A 17,454-nucleotide genomic window follows, 5' to 3' on the forward strand; every position below is an offset into this window, starting at 1 on the left:
AGTCTGGAGACACGACCTTCTGCGAAGGTCGGTCTGGAGGCATCATCTTCTTCGAAGATGAGCCTGGACTAGCGGAGCCCCTGTCCCATCGGGCGGGCGCGGCTCGAAAAAAACCCCGCGGGAACGATCCCGCGGGGTTTTTCATGCGCGCCGGCGGACAATCCATGGCTGGGCGAAGAGCCCCGCCATGGATTGTCGACGCTGGTTAGTTCAGTTCGAAGGTGACAGTCACCTGGACGTTGTAGGCGTTCTCGCCGGCCTGCACCGGCGCGGCGCCTGCCGCGGCGTCGAAAGCCTTGGCGTTGATCGGCATCGGTGCCGGCCTGATGTTCTGATCCGTGATCTCGAGCACCTTGCCGAGGCTGACGCCGGCCGCCGCGGCAAGCGTCTTAGCCTTGGCCATGGCGTCGGCCACCGCTTTCTTGCGCGCTTCGGTGACGGTGGCCGCCGGATCGTCATTGGTGAAGGCGATGCCGCCGCCCTGGTTGACGCCGAGCGAAACAGCCTTGTCGAGGATCTCGCCTGTCTTGTCGATGTCGCGCACGCGCACCGAAAGCGTGTTGGTCACCTGGTAGGCGACGAACTCGGCTTCCTGGCTCCCATCGGGTTTGTTGGTGTAGTTGTAGCGCGGGTTGATCTGGATGCCCGCCGTCTGCAGGTCGCGATCCTTGATGCCCGCCGCCTTCATCGCAGCGATCACGGCGGCCATGGCGTCGTTGTTGGCATCGAGGGCGGCACGCGCCGTCTTGGCTTCGCGCATCACGCTGAGCGACAGCAAAGCCAGGTCGGGAGGAGTGGTCGCTTCGCCTTCACCCGAAACAATGATGCGGGCGGGCGTCGGCGAATCGGCGGCTCCAGCCATCGCCGGAAAAGCGACTGAAGCGGCGAGCGCGAGGGGCAAAAGATGTCTGGTCATGAAAATCTCCTTGGTCTGCGATCCAGTCGCACAGGTCGCGTAGAGCGCGATTATGGGGTGATTTGGGCGATCCGCGAAAGCCCGTCGGGAAAGCCTTGTGCCGGAAAGCGAAAAACACTAATCCATCCCGCGTGGGGCCTGTAGCTCAATGGTTAGAGCCGGCGGCTCATAACCGCTTGGTTGGGGGTTCGAGTCCCTCCGGGCCCACCATTGGCTTTCGCTGCCGTTGATTTAATTGGGTTTTCTGTACTTTTTTGTCCCACTCTCTTCCACCCCCTCCAAAAGTGGGACATTTTCGTTCTCGTTTCGATCGAATACCAGAAGCGTCCGGGCAGACTGCGCCACTATCCGGCGGCGTGCCTTGCGGATGTAATGATCGGGCTGCTGATACGTCGTCCAGCCGTAAATCGCCTTCAGCTGTTCATGCGTGGCACCGTTTTCTGCGGCAACGGTGGCGCCTGCCTTGCGGACCCCGTGGGCGCTGCAGCCCGGGAGCCCCGCTTCATCGCACCATTGGCGCATCTTGTTACCAAGGCCGTTTTCCGAGAAAGGCCGACCATACTCGGTGACGAGGAATGTCAGGTTGCCGGCCGGGGCGACGGAAAGTTCATCCTCGAGTTCTGGGAGCAGAGGCAGTTCGACGACAATCGCTTCCTTGCGCACCTTGCTCTTGTCGGTCTTGCCAGGCTTGATCCTGATCCACTTCTCCCAAATCCCGGTATCCTTGTTGCGAACCTGGGTAATGTGTTGTCTGCCGAAGATTGCTGCATCGGACAGTCGCAAACCTGTGAACATGAAAATCGCCAGCGCCATACGAGCCATGGTGCCGCGCGCATGCCGTTTCTCATACTGGACGATCTCCGACACTTCCCATGTGTGGAAACCTTCGCCATTGCCCGAAGTCAGGCGCTTTATTCCGTTTGCCGGATTGACCTCGACCATCTCGGCATCCTTGGCCCAAGCGAACATCGCGCTAATGGCTTTTGTAATATTGTTGGCTGCTCCCGGGGCGTCTGACCGGGTATCACGGAGCTCCTTGACGTGAGCCCGCTTCATGGCCGCGTATGGTAATGAACCCTTCGTCGAGAAGTCCGGATTGACTGGCCCGCTCAGCGGGTGAGGCAGTTTGCAAACGCCTTCGAGTATTGTTCGTCGTCGAAGCATCGTGCCTTCGCCGACCTCTGCGCCACCGCGCCGGAAATATTCTTGGCAAAGCCACATCAGACTGCCCCCGGGGGCCACTGGCCTCACTACAGGCCTGACCACATTCTGAGCCGAAGCATAAGGAACGCCATCTCGCGCACAGCGCACTTCTTCGTGGAACTCGGCTGAACCTGGCTTTTCTCGCAGGCGGATCTTTTTTCTTCCCGGTGCGCGGAAGTACAGCCGGATATTGCCGTGCCGATCCCTGTCTTCGACAACGCCTTTCAGATTGAATTTCACCATGGTGCTCGCCACGTCCATCATCTGCGATCCCAAGGATTATCGCTGGAGGACACCCCGTCAAGTTTGCTGTTGCGGTGTGGTAGCCGCCCGAATGCCTCTGCCAGTTCCTTCACGTCCCAGACATAGCGCTCTTTGCTGGGCATCCGCGGTTGTGGCATACGGCCATCCGCGACCATCTGGTCGAACGTCGTTGGACTGACGCCGATAGCTACCGCTGCCTGTTCTCGATTAATGCCGAACAGCAGGAGCCCGCCAAGTGCGCGTTTCATTGTTTTTCTCGCTGCACATCGCCTCGCGGGCTGAGTTCCGCGACAGTGGAGCATTCACCTAAGAAGCAATCACGCTACGCTTTCCTTGCTATGCCTGGAATGGATCTGTCCGGCCAATGCGGCAAACGGCGGTGACGGCGTGAAAATTGGATAGCAGACCGCGGCTGCGTGGGTTCGAGTCGGGAGAGCGCTACCATCCCTTGTTCGTTCGAAAATTGGCCTACGCCGTGTCACCCCAACATCGCGCGCCACTGTCCCGGCGAGGGGGTACTCGGTGGTGTCGAAGGTCGCCTGGACACGGCATACCAACATCTCCGTTCCGTTCTGTTCTTTTGGCCAACGCATCTGCATCTTGCGCGTGACGATTGGTTAGCTCGCTTGCAGAGATTCTTAGCGCATCCATCTCAACGCCGGAATGCCTGCGACACACGCGTGCGGGAAAGCGTGCAGCGGGACGGCTTGCCCACGATACTCATCCCAGACGGATGATGTGAATGCCGACGATTGCTCGATAGGGTTGAAGAAGCAGCGGCAGGGTGGGAGATTGGCGACAGCCAGATGCGAATGCCTTAGGGTATTTCACGCGTCCTTTTTGGTCTCGCAATGCCTTGGTACGGCGCTGCTTTTATTCCAAACGCAGTTTGATGGGCTCACTATGGTGCGAAAGAAAAAAGACTCCCCAGTTCGATTCTTTACGGCCGACGGCGTCGAGGTGGAAACCATTCTCGATTTGGCCGGCCCTCACAAGGATGAACTATTGAAGCGAATCCTTGAGGCGCTGGCGCGAGACGCGGCGAGGCGGGATTTTATCGCCGAGCGAGGCCTGGTCTCGGGTCAAACCTAGCGCGGTGTCGCCGGATTAGCTCGGAAGGCGCGTTTGCATTCAACGCGCGCGAACCGTGTATGCCTCCGGGAGGGGGCATTCCTCCTCTTGATTTATGGTTCGGCAGTGCATGCGAGAACATACGGCGGACATAGATTGGCGAACCGGCCGCTAAAACCTTGAGTTTCTATTGAAAATCCTGTCCCTCGGCGACTAACATAATCGTTATTTGCCAGTTGGTTATGAGGCGGTTCGCCCAAATTGATTCAAGAAGCTGATCCAGCGACTCGCTGACCGCATTTATCTTCTACCGAATGGAAGTTTTGCGCCTCATATTTGCGTGACAGCTGTCGAACCTTGGTAGCAGATTTTGCTAACGCCTCGGCTGAAATCGTTTCCAACCGAGCTGCTGTTTCGATTGCATCCGCGATCTCGTCCAGTTGGGTGCCGGTATCAGCGAGCAATAGGAATCGCATCCGGCGTTAAGCGCATCAATTGCCACCGCAGCAACGCTATCGCCGTGCATGGTGGCCATGGAGTCCAAGTCATCGGCCAGGGGCAGGCTGTCGTATCCGCGGCACTTGCGGTCGAGTTCGATATCTCCGAAGACGCCATACGACGGGACTTGCGGGCGATTGCAGCAGCGGGGCGCTGTCGCCGCGTCTATGGCGGAGCACTCCCACTTCTTGCAAGCAGTGTTCCAATGTCAGTCCGAATGGACACCCAGCATCGACAAAAGCAGGCGCTTGCGCAAACCGCCGCGACAATGATCGAGCCTGGAGAATTCATATTTCTGGACAGCGGTAGCACCAATCTGGCGCTGATCGATTTCTTGCCGAAAGGCTACGATCTGACCTTGGCCACCAATTCCATAGATATTGCCGGCGCAGCGCTGCGAAGACAGGACCTGAACCTCATTATGCTCGGCGGGACAGTCGATCTTGCTGTCGGCGGTTGCGTCGATGCCACGGCTATAGGAAGTCTTGCGCAGATGAACATCGACAGATCCTTTATCGGCGTCTGTTCGGTTTCTCCAACATTCGGCCTTAGTGCATTCGCCATTGCAGACGCTACCTTCAAGCGGGCTCTGGTGGCTACCAGGGGATATACTATCGCCCTGGCTACGACGGATAAGCTAGAGGTGAGAGCGCCGCACCGCGTATCCGAGATAAGTGAGATCGACTGTCTAGTCCTCCAGCACGATGCGCCAATAAGCCATCTCGACGATCTAGTGCGAGCCGGAGCCAGCATTGTAAAAGCCCTTCAGCCTTTCTGACGCCAACGGCACGGCCTATATTCCATCTGACACCGTCTCGATCCGCTCTTCGGTGAAGCCTGTTGCGCAGCAACGTCAGTTCAAGCTCGTCCCCGGCACATTGGGCAAACCGTCTGATCCAAAGCGCGTTGTGTGATGGGGCCGATTTTCGTTTCAGTGAACACCAGACGCTCGTGTCCGAGGATTTTCGGTGACCGGCACCCGTCCTGTGATCGTCGGGCCCTGGCCACGCGCGCCGACGGGACTGAACATCTGCGCGTTGTGGATGGCTCGAGCTTGCCGAAAATTCCCTCTGCCAACGTCAATGCGCTCATTGTTATGGCTGCTGAGACAATAGCAGTGGCGATTGTCAGGTCGCATTAGAGAGAGCCAAGTTCGCTCGCCGGCCGAACAAACTCGGCATTGGATCTCCGAGTCGGCACAGACGATCAAAAATGGATACCGACTCAAGCGGGTGAGTGCGTCGCTGTGCGTCGGGCAACGGGTCTCTGCGAAGTTGCCGTGCGAACTCAACTGATGTCGTCTGTTCCTTCAGACGGCTGGCTATGATCCCGGCACAGGGCACCCATCCGCGGAGTCAAATGCCAGCAACGTTTCCGGCTTCGGCACACTGGATGTCTCGATGAACACCGATGCATCCGCTCTGGAGCGCCGCTCCGGCCGGCATCTGATGTCTTCGTTTCATGCGATGTTCAGTTTTGGGAATCTGGCCGGCGCTTTCACTGTCGGCCAGATCTTGTCTCACGGCGGGGCGCTGGCGATTTGCCTAGGAGCCACCGGTGTCGGCGTCGCTACGTTTGCGATCGTCGCCAGATTAGGCTCATCGCGAAATGCTGACCCGGCCGATGCCCTTCAAGCTGGAGCCAGCAGCGGCGGCAGACTCGACCGTGCGCAGAAAGCGTATCTTTATCTGATCGGGGCAATCGCCTTCTTGTCCATGATGGGCGAAGGCGGAATCATGGATTGGAGCGCCATCTACATCGTCAATGCGTTCAGTGGAACCGACAGCGCCGGCGCCTATGGTTTCGCGGTCTTCGCAACGATGATGGCTTTCGGACGCCTGTTCGGCGACGCAATCACCGCCCGCATCGGTTCGACGCGGCTCTTGTACTATTGTTCGATCATTTGTGCGGCTTCGGTAGGGTTGCTGGTGCTGGCAGCCAACGTTGTCGTCGTCTTCCTCGCCTTGGCGCTATGCGGTCTTAGCGTTGCCAATCTCGTGCCTTTGGCATTCGCTGCTGCCGGCCGCTCCGGCGGGGCATTCGCCGGCCGCGCGATGTCAATCGTGACGACGATGGGCTATGCCGGCTTGCTGCTGGGACCTGCCGTGCTCGGTTTCGTGGCACAGGTATCTTCTCTGTCAGTCACATTCATGCTGATCGCCGCGGCCTTTATCCTGGTTGCATTGGCTACGCGGGCGCTTCGCAAAGAATGATGCTGTCCATTGCCACCATGGCAAGACAGCTAGCCGTTGATCAGTGACAGCGCTTCCTCATGCAAATGGCGGTTTGCTGAAGCCAGCACGGCGCCACCATCTTCTGCCGACTTTCCGTCCAGATTGGTAACGACGCCTCCCGCCTGTTCGATGATTGGAATCAGCGCCGCGATGTCGTAGGGCTGCAGGCTGGGCTCGAGGCAAAGGTCGATCTGCCCAGCCGCCAGCATCGCGAAGGCATAGCACTCGCCGCCGTAGCGGGTCATCAGCGCGGCATCCTTAAGGCGGGCGAAGTTGATGTCGGGGAAATCCGGAAACCTGTCGGGTGAATTGGTATGAAGGATCGCGGTGGCCAACGAGCCCGCAGCCTTCGTCTGCAGCCGGCTCGAGCCTGATGCGCCACCTGTCCACGCCTCGGTCCCCGTGGCCCAAAACCGTTCGCCGGTAAAGGGCTGGCTCATCATGCCCATGCAGGCCTTTCCATCGACCGTCAGGCTGATAAGGGTGCCCCAGACGGGAATACCGCAGATGAACGGGCGGGTGCCGTCGATCGGGTCGATGATCCATTTGACGGGTCCCTGGCCGCTTTCGCCAAACTCCTCGCCAAGCACCGCATGGTCCGGGAATTCTCCCGAGATCAGCGCGCGGATGACTTGTTCCGCCTTCTTGTCGGCAATCGTCACCGGGTCGAAGCGATAACCCGGTTTCACCTTCTCCTCGACCTCGATCGGCTTGCGATAGTAGGCCAGGGCAACGTTCGCGGCTGCATCCGCAAGCCGATGGAAGAAGGAGATGTCTGGCAGATTGTGCATGGCGTTCCACTTGTCGGTTGGGGCAGGTAGCTGGGGATGAGGTCGTCAGGCGCCGACAAGGTCCCGCATCAGCGCGTTGAGGCTACGGGCCACGTCATAGCTGTTTTCCTGATGCTGCCGCCGGCAGAACAGCTCGCAGCTCCACCAGCCGTCATAGCCGGTCGACTTTACCGCATCGACCCACTCCTTGAGGTTCAGCACTCCGTTTCCCGTTGGCACGTCCCTCAGCATGTTCTCGTCAGGGACGCCGCCGGCATAGGCGAGGGAATCGCAGATGTGGACACCGTAGATAATGTCTTTGTGCAGCCGAGCGATGCGCTTGGGCGTGTCACCGGACGTGTAGCAGTGCCAGAAGTCGATCACGAGCCGGATATTGTCGCGATTGGCGATCTCGATTGTCCGAAGCTGCCTGTCGATCGTGTTGAGCGGCGTCCAGGACAGTGCCTCCAGGTAGATCAGCAGCCCATACTGTGCCGCAAGGTCGGCGACCGCTGCCAGATTTGAAGCGGTGAGATCGATCTGCGTCTCGAGCGGCAGACCGACGACACCGCGGTAAAGGCCGGGGGTCGCGGCGGCGGAAGCGTCATCCAGAGCTTTCAGGCTGAGCGGGCCAGTAATGACCTGCACGCCCTTTATGCCGGCGCTGGCGGCAAGCTGAAACAGGCTGTCGGCTTCGCGCATCAGCGCGGCCCTGCCTTCACCCTGGCGCTCGATGTCGACAAGGAAGCCAGTTCCCGGCACGTACACGCCGTCAAAGGCCTTGTTCAGATCCTTGGCCGTGAAGCCGGCATCCAGGAAAGCGCGCATCTTGGCGGCCGAGACTTCCAGCCCGTCGAACCCGATCTCGCGAACGATGTCGAGATCGATGGCGAGCGTGGAATGCCGGGCGGCAAGCGAGTGGAACAGGATGGGATTGCTTTTCATCATGACTCCCTGCCGAGTACAGCATCGTTGGGGTTGGATAGCGCTAGCCTTGAATGGGAACCGTACGGCGCTTTTTCGCGGACATGGCGACGGCTTCGACAGTTCGCAGGGCAATAACACTGTCAGTGCCCTGCGATAGCCAGGACGGCGTTTGGCCGCGCGTATTGGCAAATTCTCTAACGGTTGCGAGGTGGACATCGTGGTCGCGAACGGGGACAGCTTCGTTCCTCCCGTCGGCTCGTCGCATCAGCGTCCCCGACGTGCGGCCATTCAGCGTGCCTTGCGCAATCAGGGCACCTCTATCGCCCGCTACGAGCACCATGCTTTCGATGTCGGCGGTCCTGAAGCTTTCATAGGCCTGAAAAAGGCTTCCATCGCTGAGCCGGAGTATATAGGTCGCTTGGCTCGGCACCATTTTTTCCGATGTGATCAGAGCAGTGGCCTCTACCGGTTCTGCACCGGTCAGGAAACGCGCCAGGTCGATGTTCTCGACGGAGACGTCGAGGTAAATTCCGCTACCATCGTTGAAGTCCCGGGCTCTTCGGTTGGGCGGGGCCTGATAGGGCCCTCCACGTATCAACACGATCGATTGAACCGCGCCGATGTCGCCATCCCGTACCAACCGCCGCATCGTTTGATGGATAGTCGATGCCCGCAAGCGTTGATTGACCACCAGCGACGCCCGCGCGGCCCGGCATAGCTCCACTAATGCGCTGGCCGTCTTGCTGGTGCAGGAAATCGGCCCGTCGCACAGAATGTGTTTGCCCGCACCGGCTGCCGCAGTGATGTAGTGCGGCCGGCGCTTGAGACTGGCGCTGATATAGGCGAACCCGACCGATGGATCCTGCAGAACAGGGCCAAGCTCGGTCGTCGAATGCGGAATGCCAAGATCCACGGCGAAATGGTCGGCATCCCTCCTGCTTCTGCTCACCACCCACAGCGGCGAATGGCCGACCGATCGGATTGCCTCGACCACCAGCTCCGTAGCGATGGTTCCGGTCCCCATGAAGGACCAACCCACCTTGGCGCCTGCTGCCACTGAACATCCCTCCCGGCTATACCTTGCAAACTATGGAGCCCGCTTGCGTCGCCATCAATTTCGCATCCTATTGAAGTCCTTCTCACTTCGGCGTAGTCGTAGCGTCTAGTTGCTTCATATTTGCTGGAGAGGCCTGCGGTGACGTATATTGGCGAGAACACTGGCGCGTTGGCTGCCAATCTCAGAACCTTGTGTGACCAGCACGGCTCGGTTGCCGCAGTCTGCCGCAAGATCAACGTCAATCGCCAGCAGTTCAACAAATATCTTTCCGGGGCTCATGTTCCGTCGGCAGCCAACATCCGGATAATCGCCAACTATTTCGGGTTGAGCGTGCCCATCCTTTTCTCGGACCCAGAAGAATTCCGGACGCTCGTGGATGGAAATTTCTTTCATGCCATGGCGACGGCGCGGCAATTGCCGGAGTTTTCGCGGTTTATTTCCAATATGATCGTCGAGAACAATTCGCAGGACAACGAAATCGCCGGTATCTATGACCGCTATCAGTTCTCGTCGATCTACAAGGGATTTGTCCTCAAATCCGCATTCTGCATTTACAGGAACCGGGAGTTTTTGCAGCACTATTACGTCGAGCGATTCCCGAGTTTCGATACGCCTCGAAAGACCGAGTACATCTTTAAATATTACGGCTTCTGCTTTCCACTTGCCGATCGACTGTTCACTGCCGATTTCGAGGGCATTCAGTGCAACGAACTCACGTTTGGCGTCTATGCTCAGGTGAAGCGCAATGCCAAGCGGTTCATGTTCGGCATTTCCAGCGGTATCGCCGCCAACGTTTTTCGCCAGCCGTACTCGACCAAAGTGGCGCTGCATTACCGTGGGCCAGGCCTACTGCGCCGGGAGCATCTCAAGGCTCTGACGGTCATGGATCGCAACGACCCGGCAATCCCCCGCGAGGCGCTGCAATATCTGGGGGACGGGCTGGACATGATCCAGATGTGAGGTGGCCTTGGCCGGACGCAAGAAGGTTTCGAAATGACGCTCAGGGATGCAGTTCGATCGCCAGCCAGACCGAATCCGTATCGGCATAGTAGCGATGCCAGGGATAGGTCCATTGGTTTTCGCCCGTCACCCGGCAGAATGGATCGTGCGAATAGCCGACCGGCATTACCACGTCCTCATAGATCGTGGACGCCGCCCGTTCCCGGAACTTCTGCATGCGGCCGCTGCCGTGGATCTGGGTATGAGTTTCCAGGAACCGATGCTCATTGTGGATGAAGCAGTCCGTATCGCCCGGCGACCACCATAGATTGAGTTTCAGCCTGAAGGTCTGCGGCGCCTCCGCTGTGCGACGCTCATTGGTGAACACATAGGGATCGGTGGTTACCGTGCCGATCTCGTCCTGCGGTGAAATGAAAAGCGGCGTGTCGCGCGGGAAACTCTTGATGCGGTTGCCGAGCCAGTCCCAGCCGCGGAACATGCAGCCGCCGAGATTGACGGCATTCTTTACCCTGAGAAGTGCTGCACGCTCCGCCGATTTGATGCGTCCTCCCTTCAACTGGGTGGATTTCCAGGCAGGGACGACCGCAGGATGCTCATCGCCGGTAATCATGGGCGAGGCGCTGATGTTGACGACGACGGCGTCCTCGACGTCATATTCGACGACGTTCTCGACGAGCATGGCGAAAATGAAGTCGTCGGCGAACGATAGGTCTCTGGCCTGGTTCTTCATCATCGTATCTGGTGCATGAATTGTCATGAGACCAACAAGCCACACGGGCGTAGCCGGCGGAAGTGCGCGGATCGATGAATTAATTCGCAGGATGACGTCGTATATGCGTCATGTTGCGTCGCATCGACCGTCGAGACCCGGTGCTCCTGCTGTTCGGCCCGGGGCGTGTCACGATAGCCGATGTCGAATGCGGTTAGCCCGTTATCCTTCTGATCGTTTGGCGTAAGAGCTGATCGGCCGAACGGGTTTGATGCACTTATTCTCGAATGGTGCGTCATCTCGCGTCAAGGAAACGCATTCTGCGAACTTGTCACAATCCCTCGATTGTCTGCCTACTTGCGCTATCACCGAGGGCCGGTTTTCAGGGACCCTCATCTTGAGCAGACGACCGCTTGAGGCAAAAGAGCAAAAAAAACAGAGGGTCGAACAGATGAAGCTGACGGGCGGTCAAATCGTTGCAAGGGCACTCAAGGAGTATGGCGTCGAGTACGTGGCTGGCGTTCCCGGCCACGGCATCTGGTCGCTGTTTGACGCCTTCCTGGAAGAGGGGTCGACCCTTCCGTTCATCCAGGTCATGCATGAGCAGAGCGCCGTCCACATGGCTGACGGCTTCTTCCGGGCTAGCGGCCGCCCGATGGCCTGTTCGACCTCGATCGGTCCCGGCGCGACCAACACGATCATCGGCCTCGCGACCTGCTATGCCGACTCGATTCCAGCCTTCTATGTCTCCGGCGGACCGGCGACCCATATGAAGGGCCACGGCGTGATGCAGGAGATCGAACGGCAGAACGAGAACGCCTTCCCCCGCATCACCGAGCAGGTCACCAAGCGTTCGTACAAGGCTGGCCGCGTGGATGAACTGCCCTTCATCATGCATCGCGCCTTCAACACCATGCTCAGCGGCCGCCCAGGACCCGTGCATGTCGAGGTTCCGATGGACATCCAGGTCGAGGCAGCCGATGTCGAGATTCATCCCCTTGACCTTCGCATGGCACGAGGCGTTTCCTATCCCGACCCGCAAGCGGTCGAGCGCGCCGTGAAGCTGCTGCTCTCGGCCGAACGTCCGGTGATCGTGGCGGGCGGGGGCGCCATCTCGGCGAACGCATCGAGCGAACTCACCAGGCTGGCGGAAAAACTGGGCGCGGCGGTTTCCATTACCTGGAATGGCAAAGGTGCGATCTCCGAAGATCACGCGCTGTTCATCGGCGCTGTCGGCCAGACCGGCACGACCTGCGGAAACAGCATCACCGCCTCGGCGGACGTCGTCATGTCGGTGGGCTGCCGTTTTACTGACTGGTCGGCCTCCTCCTACGCCAAGGGCGTCAGCTTCTCGATCCCGCCGGGCAAGCTCATCCACATCGATCTCGATCATCACGAGATCGGCAAGAACTATCCGACTGAAGTCGGCATCGTGGCCGACGCCAGGGCAACGCTAGAAGCGATGCTGGCCATGATTTCGGAGGACGAGTCGAAGAAAGCGGTCATGCGCCGCGACAGGTTTCTGGCCGATGTCCAGAAAGCGAAGGCAGACTGGGAAGCGCTGCTTGCGCCGCGCCGCGACAGCCGCGAGTCGCCCTTCACGTCACAACGGCCGCTTGGCGCGTTACGCACGGTCATGAGTCGCGACGGCATCGTCGTTGTCGGCTCGGGCAACACTCAAGGCGCGGTCAAGCAAACGTTCCCGATCTACCAGCCGCGGACACATCTCACTTCCGGCTCGTTCTCGCCGATGGGCTGGGCCGTTCCCGCGGCAATGGGCGCGAAGCTGGCAATGCCGGATCGTCAGGTTGTCTCCATCACCGGAGATGGCGATTTCATGATGTCGCTGCCCGAACTCGGGACGGCCGCGATGAACAACATTCCGGTCGTGTTCCTGGTCCAGAACAACCAGGGTTACATGTCGATCCGCGGCGGCCAGCGCAAGTTCATGGGACGACACATCGCCTCGGAATTCAACCGTCACAAGGGCAATGGCGAACCCTACAGCGCCGACATTGCGGCGGTCGCGAGGAACTTCGGCGTCGAGAGCTGGAAGGTCACGGCCGACGAGGATCTGGAGAAATCGCTGAAGGCCGCTCTCGATTGTGGCGGCCCGGCGCTAGTCGAGGTCATAACCTCTCGCGATGCAGCCGGCCCGTTTGCCACCGGCTGGTGGGATTTTCCATCGCCCGCCTACTACGAGAAAGAGCAGGCGGCTTACACCGAGAAGCGCGTGCTCGAACAGCACATGTAGCCGTGCCTGGGGCGAGCAGCCCTGGCTGCTCGCGCTTCATTCCATCGATTCAGACCGCAGTGCGGGGCGTAGGCCCTGCAAACGAAGAGCCATTGCCATGATACGCACCATCAAGTCGGCTCGAGGCAGCGTTGTAAACGGCGGCAACGGTGCCGTGACGAGCGCGGTCCAGACACTCCTCGATCAGGTCGAGCAGGGGGGCGACAGGGCCGTCCGCGAATTGTCGATCCGTTTCGACAAGTTCGACCGGGACTCCTATCGCCTGACCAAGGTCGAGATCGACGCTTGCATCAACTCGCTGACCGGGCGTGAACGCGAAGACCTTGATTTCGCGCAGGACCAGATCCGCAACTTCGCCGAGGCGCAGCGCGCAACACTGCTCGATCTTGAGATCGAGACGCTGCCGGGCGTCGTCCTTGGGCACCGCAACGTGCCGATCCAGAACGTCGGCTGCTACGTGCCGGGCGGAAAGTATCCACTGCTTGCCTCGGCGCATATGACGGTGCTCACGGCAAGGGTTGCCGGCTGCGAGCGCATCATCACGTGCGCACCGCCCTTCCAGGGCAAGGTCGCCGAAAAGATCGTGGCCGCCCAGGCCCTGGCCGGGGCCGACGAGATCTACTGTCTCGGCGGCGTCCAGGCAATCGCGGCCATGGCGTACGGGACCGAAACGATCGCTCCGGTCGACATGGTGGCGGGGCCAGGCAATGCCTATGTGGCCGAAGCCAAGCGCCTTCTGTTCGGTAAGGTCGGCATCGATCTCTTTGCCGGTCCAACCGAGACTCTGGTGATCGCCGACGACAGCGTCGATGGCGAGCTGGTTGCGACCGACCTGCTCGGCCAGGCCGAGCATGGCGTGAACTCGCCGGCGGTGCTGATCACCAACTCCGAAAAGCTGGCACTGGACACAGTCGCCGAAATTGAGCGCCTGCTGACGATCCTACCAACGGCGGCCATCGCGGCAAAGGCCTGGCAGGATTTCGGCGAGATCATCCTGTGCGAGACGACCGAAGAGATGGTGGCCGAGGCCGATCGTCTCGCTTCCGAACATGTCCAGGTGATGACGCGCGACCCCGACTACTTCCTCAACTCCATGAGGAACTATGGCGCGCTGTTCCTGGGGGCTCGCACGAACGTTTCGTTCGGCGACAAGGTCATAGGCACCAACCACACGCTGCCGACCAATAAGGCCGCCCGCTATACCGGCGGGCTCTGGGTAGGCAAGTTCCTCAAGACCTGCACCTATCAGCGCATCCTGACGGACGAGGCCTCCGCGCTCATCGGGGAGTACGGCTCGCGTCTCTCCCTCATGGAGGGCTTCGTCGGCCACGCCGAACAATCCAACATCCGGGTCCGCCGCTACGGGGGGCGAAACGTCGGCTATGCCATGCCGGTCGATCCACGCTGACTGCCAACCGCCCGATAACAGCCGAATAGGCGACCGGGCATTTCAACATCAACAAGGGGAATGACGATGACTGAACTCAAGAAAATTCTGTTGGCCACGACGCTCGGCCTGTCCTTTGCTGGGCAGGCAACCGCCCAAACCAAGATCGAAGGTCTGCACGTCTGGACCTCGGCAAGCGAGGTCGGCGCGCTGAAGGTGCTCACCGACAAACTCAAGACCATGGGTTTCGAATGGCAGGACAGCGCGGTCGGCGGCGCCAATGGCGCCAACGCCCAGCAGGCGCTGCGTACCCGTGTCGCCGCCGGCAATCCGCCTGCAGTGATGCAGTTCCTAGGCTTCGAAGGGCTGGGCTGGGCCAAGGAAGGCGCATTGCGTTCATTGAATGATCTGTATGCCAAGAAAGGCTGGAAAGCCGACCTGCCGCCGGTCATGCTGCAATTCCTGGAACAGGATGACAGCTTTTTCTCGACCCCGATCAACATGCATCGTCAGAACTGGGTTTGGGCGAACAAGGCTGTCTTGGACAAGGCAGGAATCGCCATTCCCACGAGCTGGGATGAACTGATTGCAAGTGGTGAAAAGCTGAAAGCGATTGGTGTTACCCCGATCGCGATGAGCGATGAAAGCTGGCAGATCGAAGAGCTCTTCGAATCAATGTTGATCGATGTCAACGGCCCCGATTTCTACAAGAAAGCCGCAATCGATCTTGATGAAACGGCGCTCTCCAGTCCCGAGATGATCAAGACCTTCGAACTTCTGGGCAAGGTGCGTGGATTGCATGATGCCGGCTTCACCGGCCGTGACTGGGCGGCTGCGACCAACATGGTCGCTAACGGCCAGGCTGGCATGCAGATCATGGGCGACTGGGCGAAGGGCGAATTCCTCGCCAAGGGCATGAAGCCGGGCGTCGATTTCCTGTGCTTCCCGACGCCGACCGCCACGCCGAACTACAAATTCGTGTTCGATACATTCGGCGGCTTCAAGATCGACAATGCCGATATTGCAAAAGGGCAGGACGCGGTCGCGGAAGCGATCATGGACCCGGAGGTTCAGAAAAAGTTCAACCTGATCAAGGGTTCGATCCCGGCTCGTCTCGACGTGGCGATGGACGATTTTGACGACTGCGCCAAGCGCAGCTTTTCAGACCGCGTCGAAGCCATCAAGAACAACGCCATATACGGATCGCTCACTGACGGCTTTGCCGTCGAGCCGCGCTTCTCCGGCGTGTTCCAGGATGTGGTCGGCAAGTTTTTCGTCACAGACATGAGTGCGGAAGACGCGGTCAAATCCCTGGTCGACGGCATTAGCAACGCACGCTGAGGCGCGCGTTCAGCTGCCGGGGCAATTCCTCCCAGTACTGTCCCGGCAGCGCATTTCCGCGCCGCTCCACTGACCAAACCACAGGGCAAGTCGATGAGCAGACCCATCCCACTATCGGACCGTATTGCGAATTGGCTTCCGCGGCTGGTTCTGGCGCCCAGCCTTTTGGTTGTGCTGGTTGCGGTCTACCTTTTCATCTGCTGGACGGGTTGGATTTCGCTCTCATCTTCCATGATCGTGCCGAAATACGATTTCGTCGGCTTGAATCAATATCTCCGCCTGTGGTCGACGCCGCGCTGGCACACGGCGGTGTTCAATCTGTTTGTCTTTTCAGCACTCTTCCTCGGCCTGACCACCGGCCTCGGACTGTTGATGGCGATCCTTCTTGATCAGAAGATACGTGTCGAAGGCACCTTGCGTGCGATTTTTCTCTACCCGATGGCGCTGTCCTTCATCGTCACAGGTACCGCCTGGAAATGGATCCTCAACCCCGCTCTGGGCGTGCAGAAGGTGGTCAATGATCTGGGCTGGACCAGCTTCGTGTTTGACTGGATCGCGCAGCCGACTTTCGCGATTTATTGCGTGGTGATCGCCGCGGTATGGCAGTCCACCGGCTTCGCCATGGCGATTTTCCTGGCCGGCCTGCGCGGCATCGACAATTCGGTCATCAAGGCCGCACAGATTGAAGGTGCAGGGTTGCCGCGGATATATCGAACCATCGTCGTTCCGATGCTGCGGCCTGCCTTCCTGAGCGTGATCGTTCTGCTCAGCTACATCGCGATCAAGAGCTTCGATCTCATTCTGGCGCTGACAAACACCGGGCCCGGTTCCTCTACCGAAATGCCGTCGACCTTCATGTACTCGGCCACCTTCCGGCGTGACCAGATGGGCGTTGGTGCGGCCAGCGCCATGATGATGCTGATGACAGTCGCGGCCATCATTGTTCCCTACCTCTATTCAGAGCTGAAGGAGCCCCGCGATGGCCACTAATGCCGCGTCTCTCCGTCGACAGCATGGAATCGGTCGTGCCTTCATCTACAGCAGCCTGTTTTTCATGGCTGCATTTTACCTGATGCCGCTCTGGGTGATGATCACCACTTCGGTGAAACATCTGGATGAGATCTATGCAGGCTCCTTTATTGGCCTGCCGAGGCAAATCAGCTTCGACGCCTGGCGCAGCGCCTGGTCCGAAGCTTGCAATGGAACTGCCTGCAGGGGCCTCAAACCTTACTTCATCAACTCACTGCTGGTGACCATCCCGGCGGTGGTCCTGTCAACCGGCATTGGTGCGATCAACGGCTACGTGATCACCAAATGGCGGTTTCCCGGCTCAAACGTAATTTTCGGGCTGCTGTTGTTCGGCTGCTTCCTGCCGTTTCAGGCGGTGATCCTTCCCATGGCGCAAACTTTGGGCATCCTTGGTCTCGCAGGTACGCTTCCGGGACTGGTACTTGTCCACACAGTCTACGGCATCGCGTTCACCACGCTGTTTTTCCGCAACTATTTCGTTGGCATTCCCGATGAACTTGTCAGGGCAGCGCAAATCGATGGCGCCGGGTTCATTCGGATCTTTGTGTCGATCATGCTGCCAACGGCGCTGCCGATCATTGTCGTGTCCTGCATCTGGCAGTTCACCCAGATCTGGAACGATTACCTGTTCGGGGCATCTTTTACCGCCGGCGAAAATGCTCCCATCACCGTAGCCCTCAACAACATCGTCAACGTCTCGATGGGACGCAAACAATACAACGTCGACATGGCCGCCGCCATGATCGCCGCCCTGCCTACCCTCATCGTCTATGTCGTTGCGGGACGTTACTTCGTGCGCGGCCTAACGGCTGGCGCGGTAAAAGGTTGATCCAA

General features: G+C 59.3%; 16 protein-coding genes, 1 tRNA gene and 1 pseudogene. 10 read left to right on the top strand and 8 right to left on the bottom strand.

Annotation, left to right across the window (positions count from 1 at the left end; genetic code table 11):
- Window positions 1–205: 205 nt before the first annotated feature.
- On the bottom strand, window positions 206–916 hold the full coding sequence (locus tag FJV83_RS08475) for an SIMPL domain-containing protein (protein WP_095773679.1): 711 nt from the start codon (window positions 914–916) through the stop codon (window positions 206–208).
- 134 nt (window positions 917–1,050) lie between these two features.
- Here FJV83_RS08475 and FJV83_RS08480 point away from each other — a divergent pair.
- Window positions 1,051–1,126: transfer RNA gene (locus FJV83_RS08480), tRNA-Ile, on the top strand.
- Window positions 1,127–1,147: 21 nt separating this feature from the next.
- Here FJV83_RS08480 and FJV83_RS08485 read toward each other — a convergent pair.
- From FJV83_RS08485 to FJV83_RS36370, 3 genes are all read right to left on the bottom strand, one after another.
- The gene (locus FJV83_RS08485; RefSeq protein ID WP_246691819.1) at window positions 1,148–2,383 is read right to left on the bottom strand and encodes a tyrosine-type recombinase/integrase; all 1,236 of its coding nucleotides are present in this window, start codon (window positions 2,381–2,383) and stop codon (window positions 1,148–1,150) included.
- On the bottom strand, window positions 2,380–2,631 hold the full coding sequence (locus FJV83_RS08490) for a hypothetical protein (RefSeq protein ID WP_095773681.1): 252 nt from the start codon (window positions 2,629–2,631) through the stop codon (window positions 2,380–2,382). The genes FJV83_RS08485 and FJV83_RS08490 overlap by 4 nt, the downstream gene beginning before the upstream one ends.
- Window positions 2,632–3,720: 1,089 nt before the next feature.
- Window positions 3,721–3,918, bottom strand: a complete 198-nt coding sequence (locus FJV83_RS36370; protein ID WP_179296458.1) for a hypothetical protein — start codon at window positions 3,916–3,918, stop codon at window positions 3,721–3,723.
- A gap of 56 nt (window positions 3,919–3,974) precedes the next feature.
- On the opposite strand from FJV83_RS36370, the pseudogene FJV83_RS36910 reads away from it, so the two are divergent.
- From FJV83_RS36910 to FJV83_RS08505, 3 genes and pseudogenes are all read left to right on the top strand, one after another.
- Window positions 3,975–4,118, top strand: a pseudogene (locus tag FJV83_RS36910) (DeoR family transcriptional regulator); the annotation flags it as partial.
- Window positions 4,119–4,169: 51 nt separating this feature from the next.
- On the top strand, window positions 4,170–4,730 hold the full coding sequence (locus FJV83_RS08495; RefSeq protein ID WP_246691841.1) for a DeoR/GlpR family DNA-binding transcription regulator: 561 nt from the start codon (window positions 4,170–4,172) through the stop codon (window positions 4,728–4,730).
- Between the two features lie 622 nt (window positions 4,731–5,352).
- Entirely contained in the window at window positions 5,353–6,165 is an 813-nt protein-coding gene (locus FJV83_RS08505; RefSeq protein ID WP_142885974.1) for an MFS transporter, read from the top strand.
- Window positions 6,166–6,194: 29 nt separating this feature from the next.
- On the opposite strand, the gene hisN is transcribed toward FJV83_RS08505, so the two are convergent.
- Genes hisN through FJV83_RS08520 form a run of 3 tightly spaced genes read right to left on the bottom strand, consistent with a single transcriptional unit; the run spans window position 6,195 to window position 8,940 of the window.
- Complete coding sequence (gene hisN, locus FJV83_RS08510; RefSeq protein WP_142885973.1) at window positions 6,195–6,977, bottom strand: histidinol-phosphatase; 783 nt, start codon at window positions 6,975–6,977, stop codon at window positions 6,195–6,197.
- 45 nt (window positions 6,978–7,022) lie between these two features.
- Complete coding sequence (locus FJV83_RS08515) at window positions 7,023–7,901, bottom strand: sugar phosphate isomerase/epimerase family protein (RefSeq protein ID WP_246691820.1); 879 nt, start codon at window positions 7,899–7,901, stop codon at window positions 7,023–7,025.
- Between the two features lie 43 nt (window positions 7,902–7,944).
- Entirely contained in the window at window positions 7,945–8,940 is a 996-nt protein-coding gene (locus FJV83_RS08520; protein WP_246691821.1) for a Gfo/Idh/MocA family oxidoreductase, read from the bottom strand.
- 138 nt (window positions 8,941–9,078) lie between these two features.
- Here FJV83_RS08520 and FJV83_RS08525 point away from each other — a divergent pair, with 138 nt between their 5' ends.
- On the top strand, window positions 9,079–9,900 hold the full coding sequence (locus FJV83_RS08525) for a helix-turn-helix transcriptional regulator (protein WP_095773686.1): 822 nt from the start codon (window positions 9,079–9,081) through the stop codon (window positions 9,898–9,900).
- Window positions 9,901–9,940: 40 nt separating this feature from the next.
- Here the strand turns inward: FJV83_RS08525 and FJV83_RS08530 are convergent, their stop codons facing one another.
- Window positions 9,941–10,657 (bottom strand): hypothetical protein, encoded by a 717-nt coding sequence (locus tag FJV83_RS08530; protein ID WP_246691822.1) that lies wholly within the window; start codon window positions 10,655–10,657, stop codon window positions 9,941–9,943.
- 403 nt (window positions 10,658–11,060) lie between these two features.
- Between FJV83_RS08530 and FJV83_RS08535 the strand changes: the two genes are divergently transcribed.
- From FJV83_RS08535 to FJV83_RS08555, 5 genes are all read left to right on the top strand, one after another.
- A complete protein-coding gene (locus FJV83_RS08535; protein ID WP_142885971.1) occupies window positions 11,061–12,863 on the top strand; it encodes a thiamine pyrophosphate-binding protein in 1,803 nt (600 codons plus the stop codon).
- A gap of 97 nt (window positions 12,864–12,960) precedes the next feature.
- Window positions 12,961–14,271, top strand: coding sequence for a histidinol dehydrogenase (gene hisD, locus FJV83_RS08540; RefSeq protein ID WP_142885970.1), 1,311 nt, complete (start codon window positions 12,961–12,963; stop codon window positions 14,269–14,271).
- A gap of 66 nt (window positions 14,272–14,337) precedes the next feature.
- Entirely contained in the window at window positions 14,338–15,591 is a 1,254-nt protein-coding gene (locus tag FJV83_RS08545; protein WP_246691823.1) for an ABC transporter substrate-binding protein, read from the top strand.
- 93 nt (window positions 15,592–15,684) lie between these two features.
- Window positions 15,685–16,581 carry a sugar ABC transporter permease gene (locus tag FJV83_RS08550; protein ID WP_142885968.1) on the top strand — a complete coding sequence of 299 codons (897 nt, stop codon included), beginning with the start codon at window positions 15,685–15,687 and terminating at the stop codon, window positions 16,579–16,581.
- Window positions 16,571–17,449 (top strand): carbohydrate ABC transporter permease, encoded by an 879-nt coding sequence (locus tag FJV83_RS08555; protein WP_142885967.1) that lies wholly within the window; start codon window positions 16,571–16,573, stop codon window positions 17,447–17,449. Before FJV83_RS08550 ends, FJV83_RS08555 begins: the two co-directional genes overlap by 11 nt.
- Window positions 17,450–17,454: the final 5 nt, after the last annotated feature.

Source organism: Mesorhizobium sp. WSM4307 (assembly GCF_007003945.1).
In the GTDB taxonomy this organism is placed as follows: Bacteria; Pseudomonadota; Alphaproteobacteria; order Rhizobiales; family Rhizobiaceae; genus Mesorhizobium.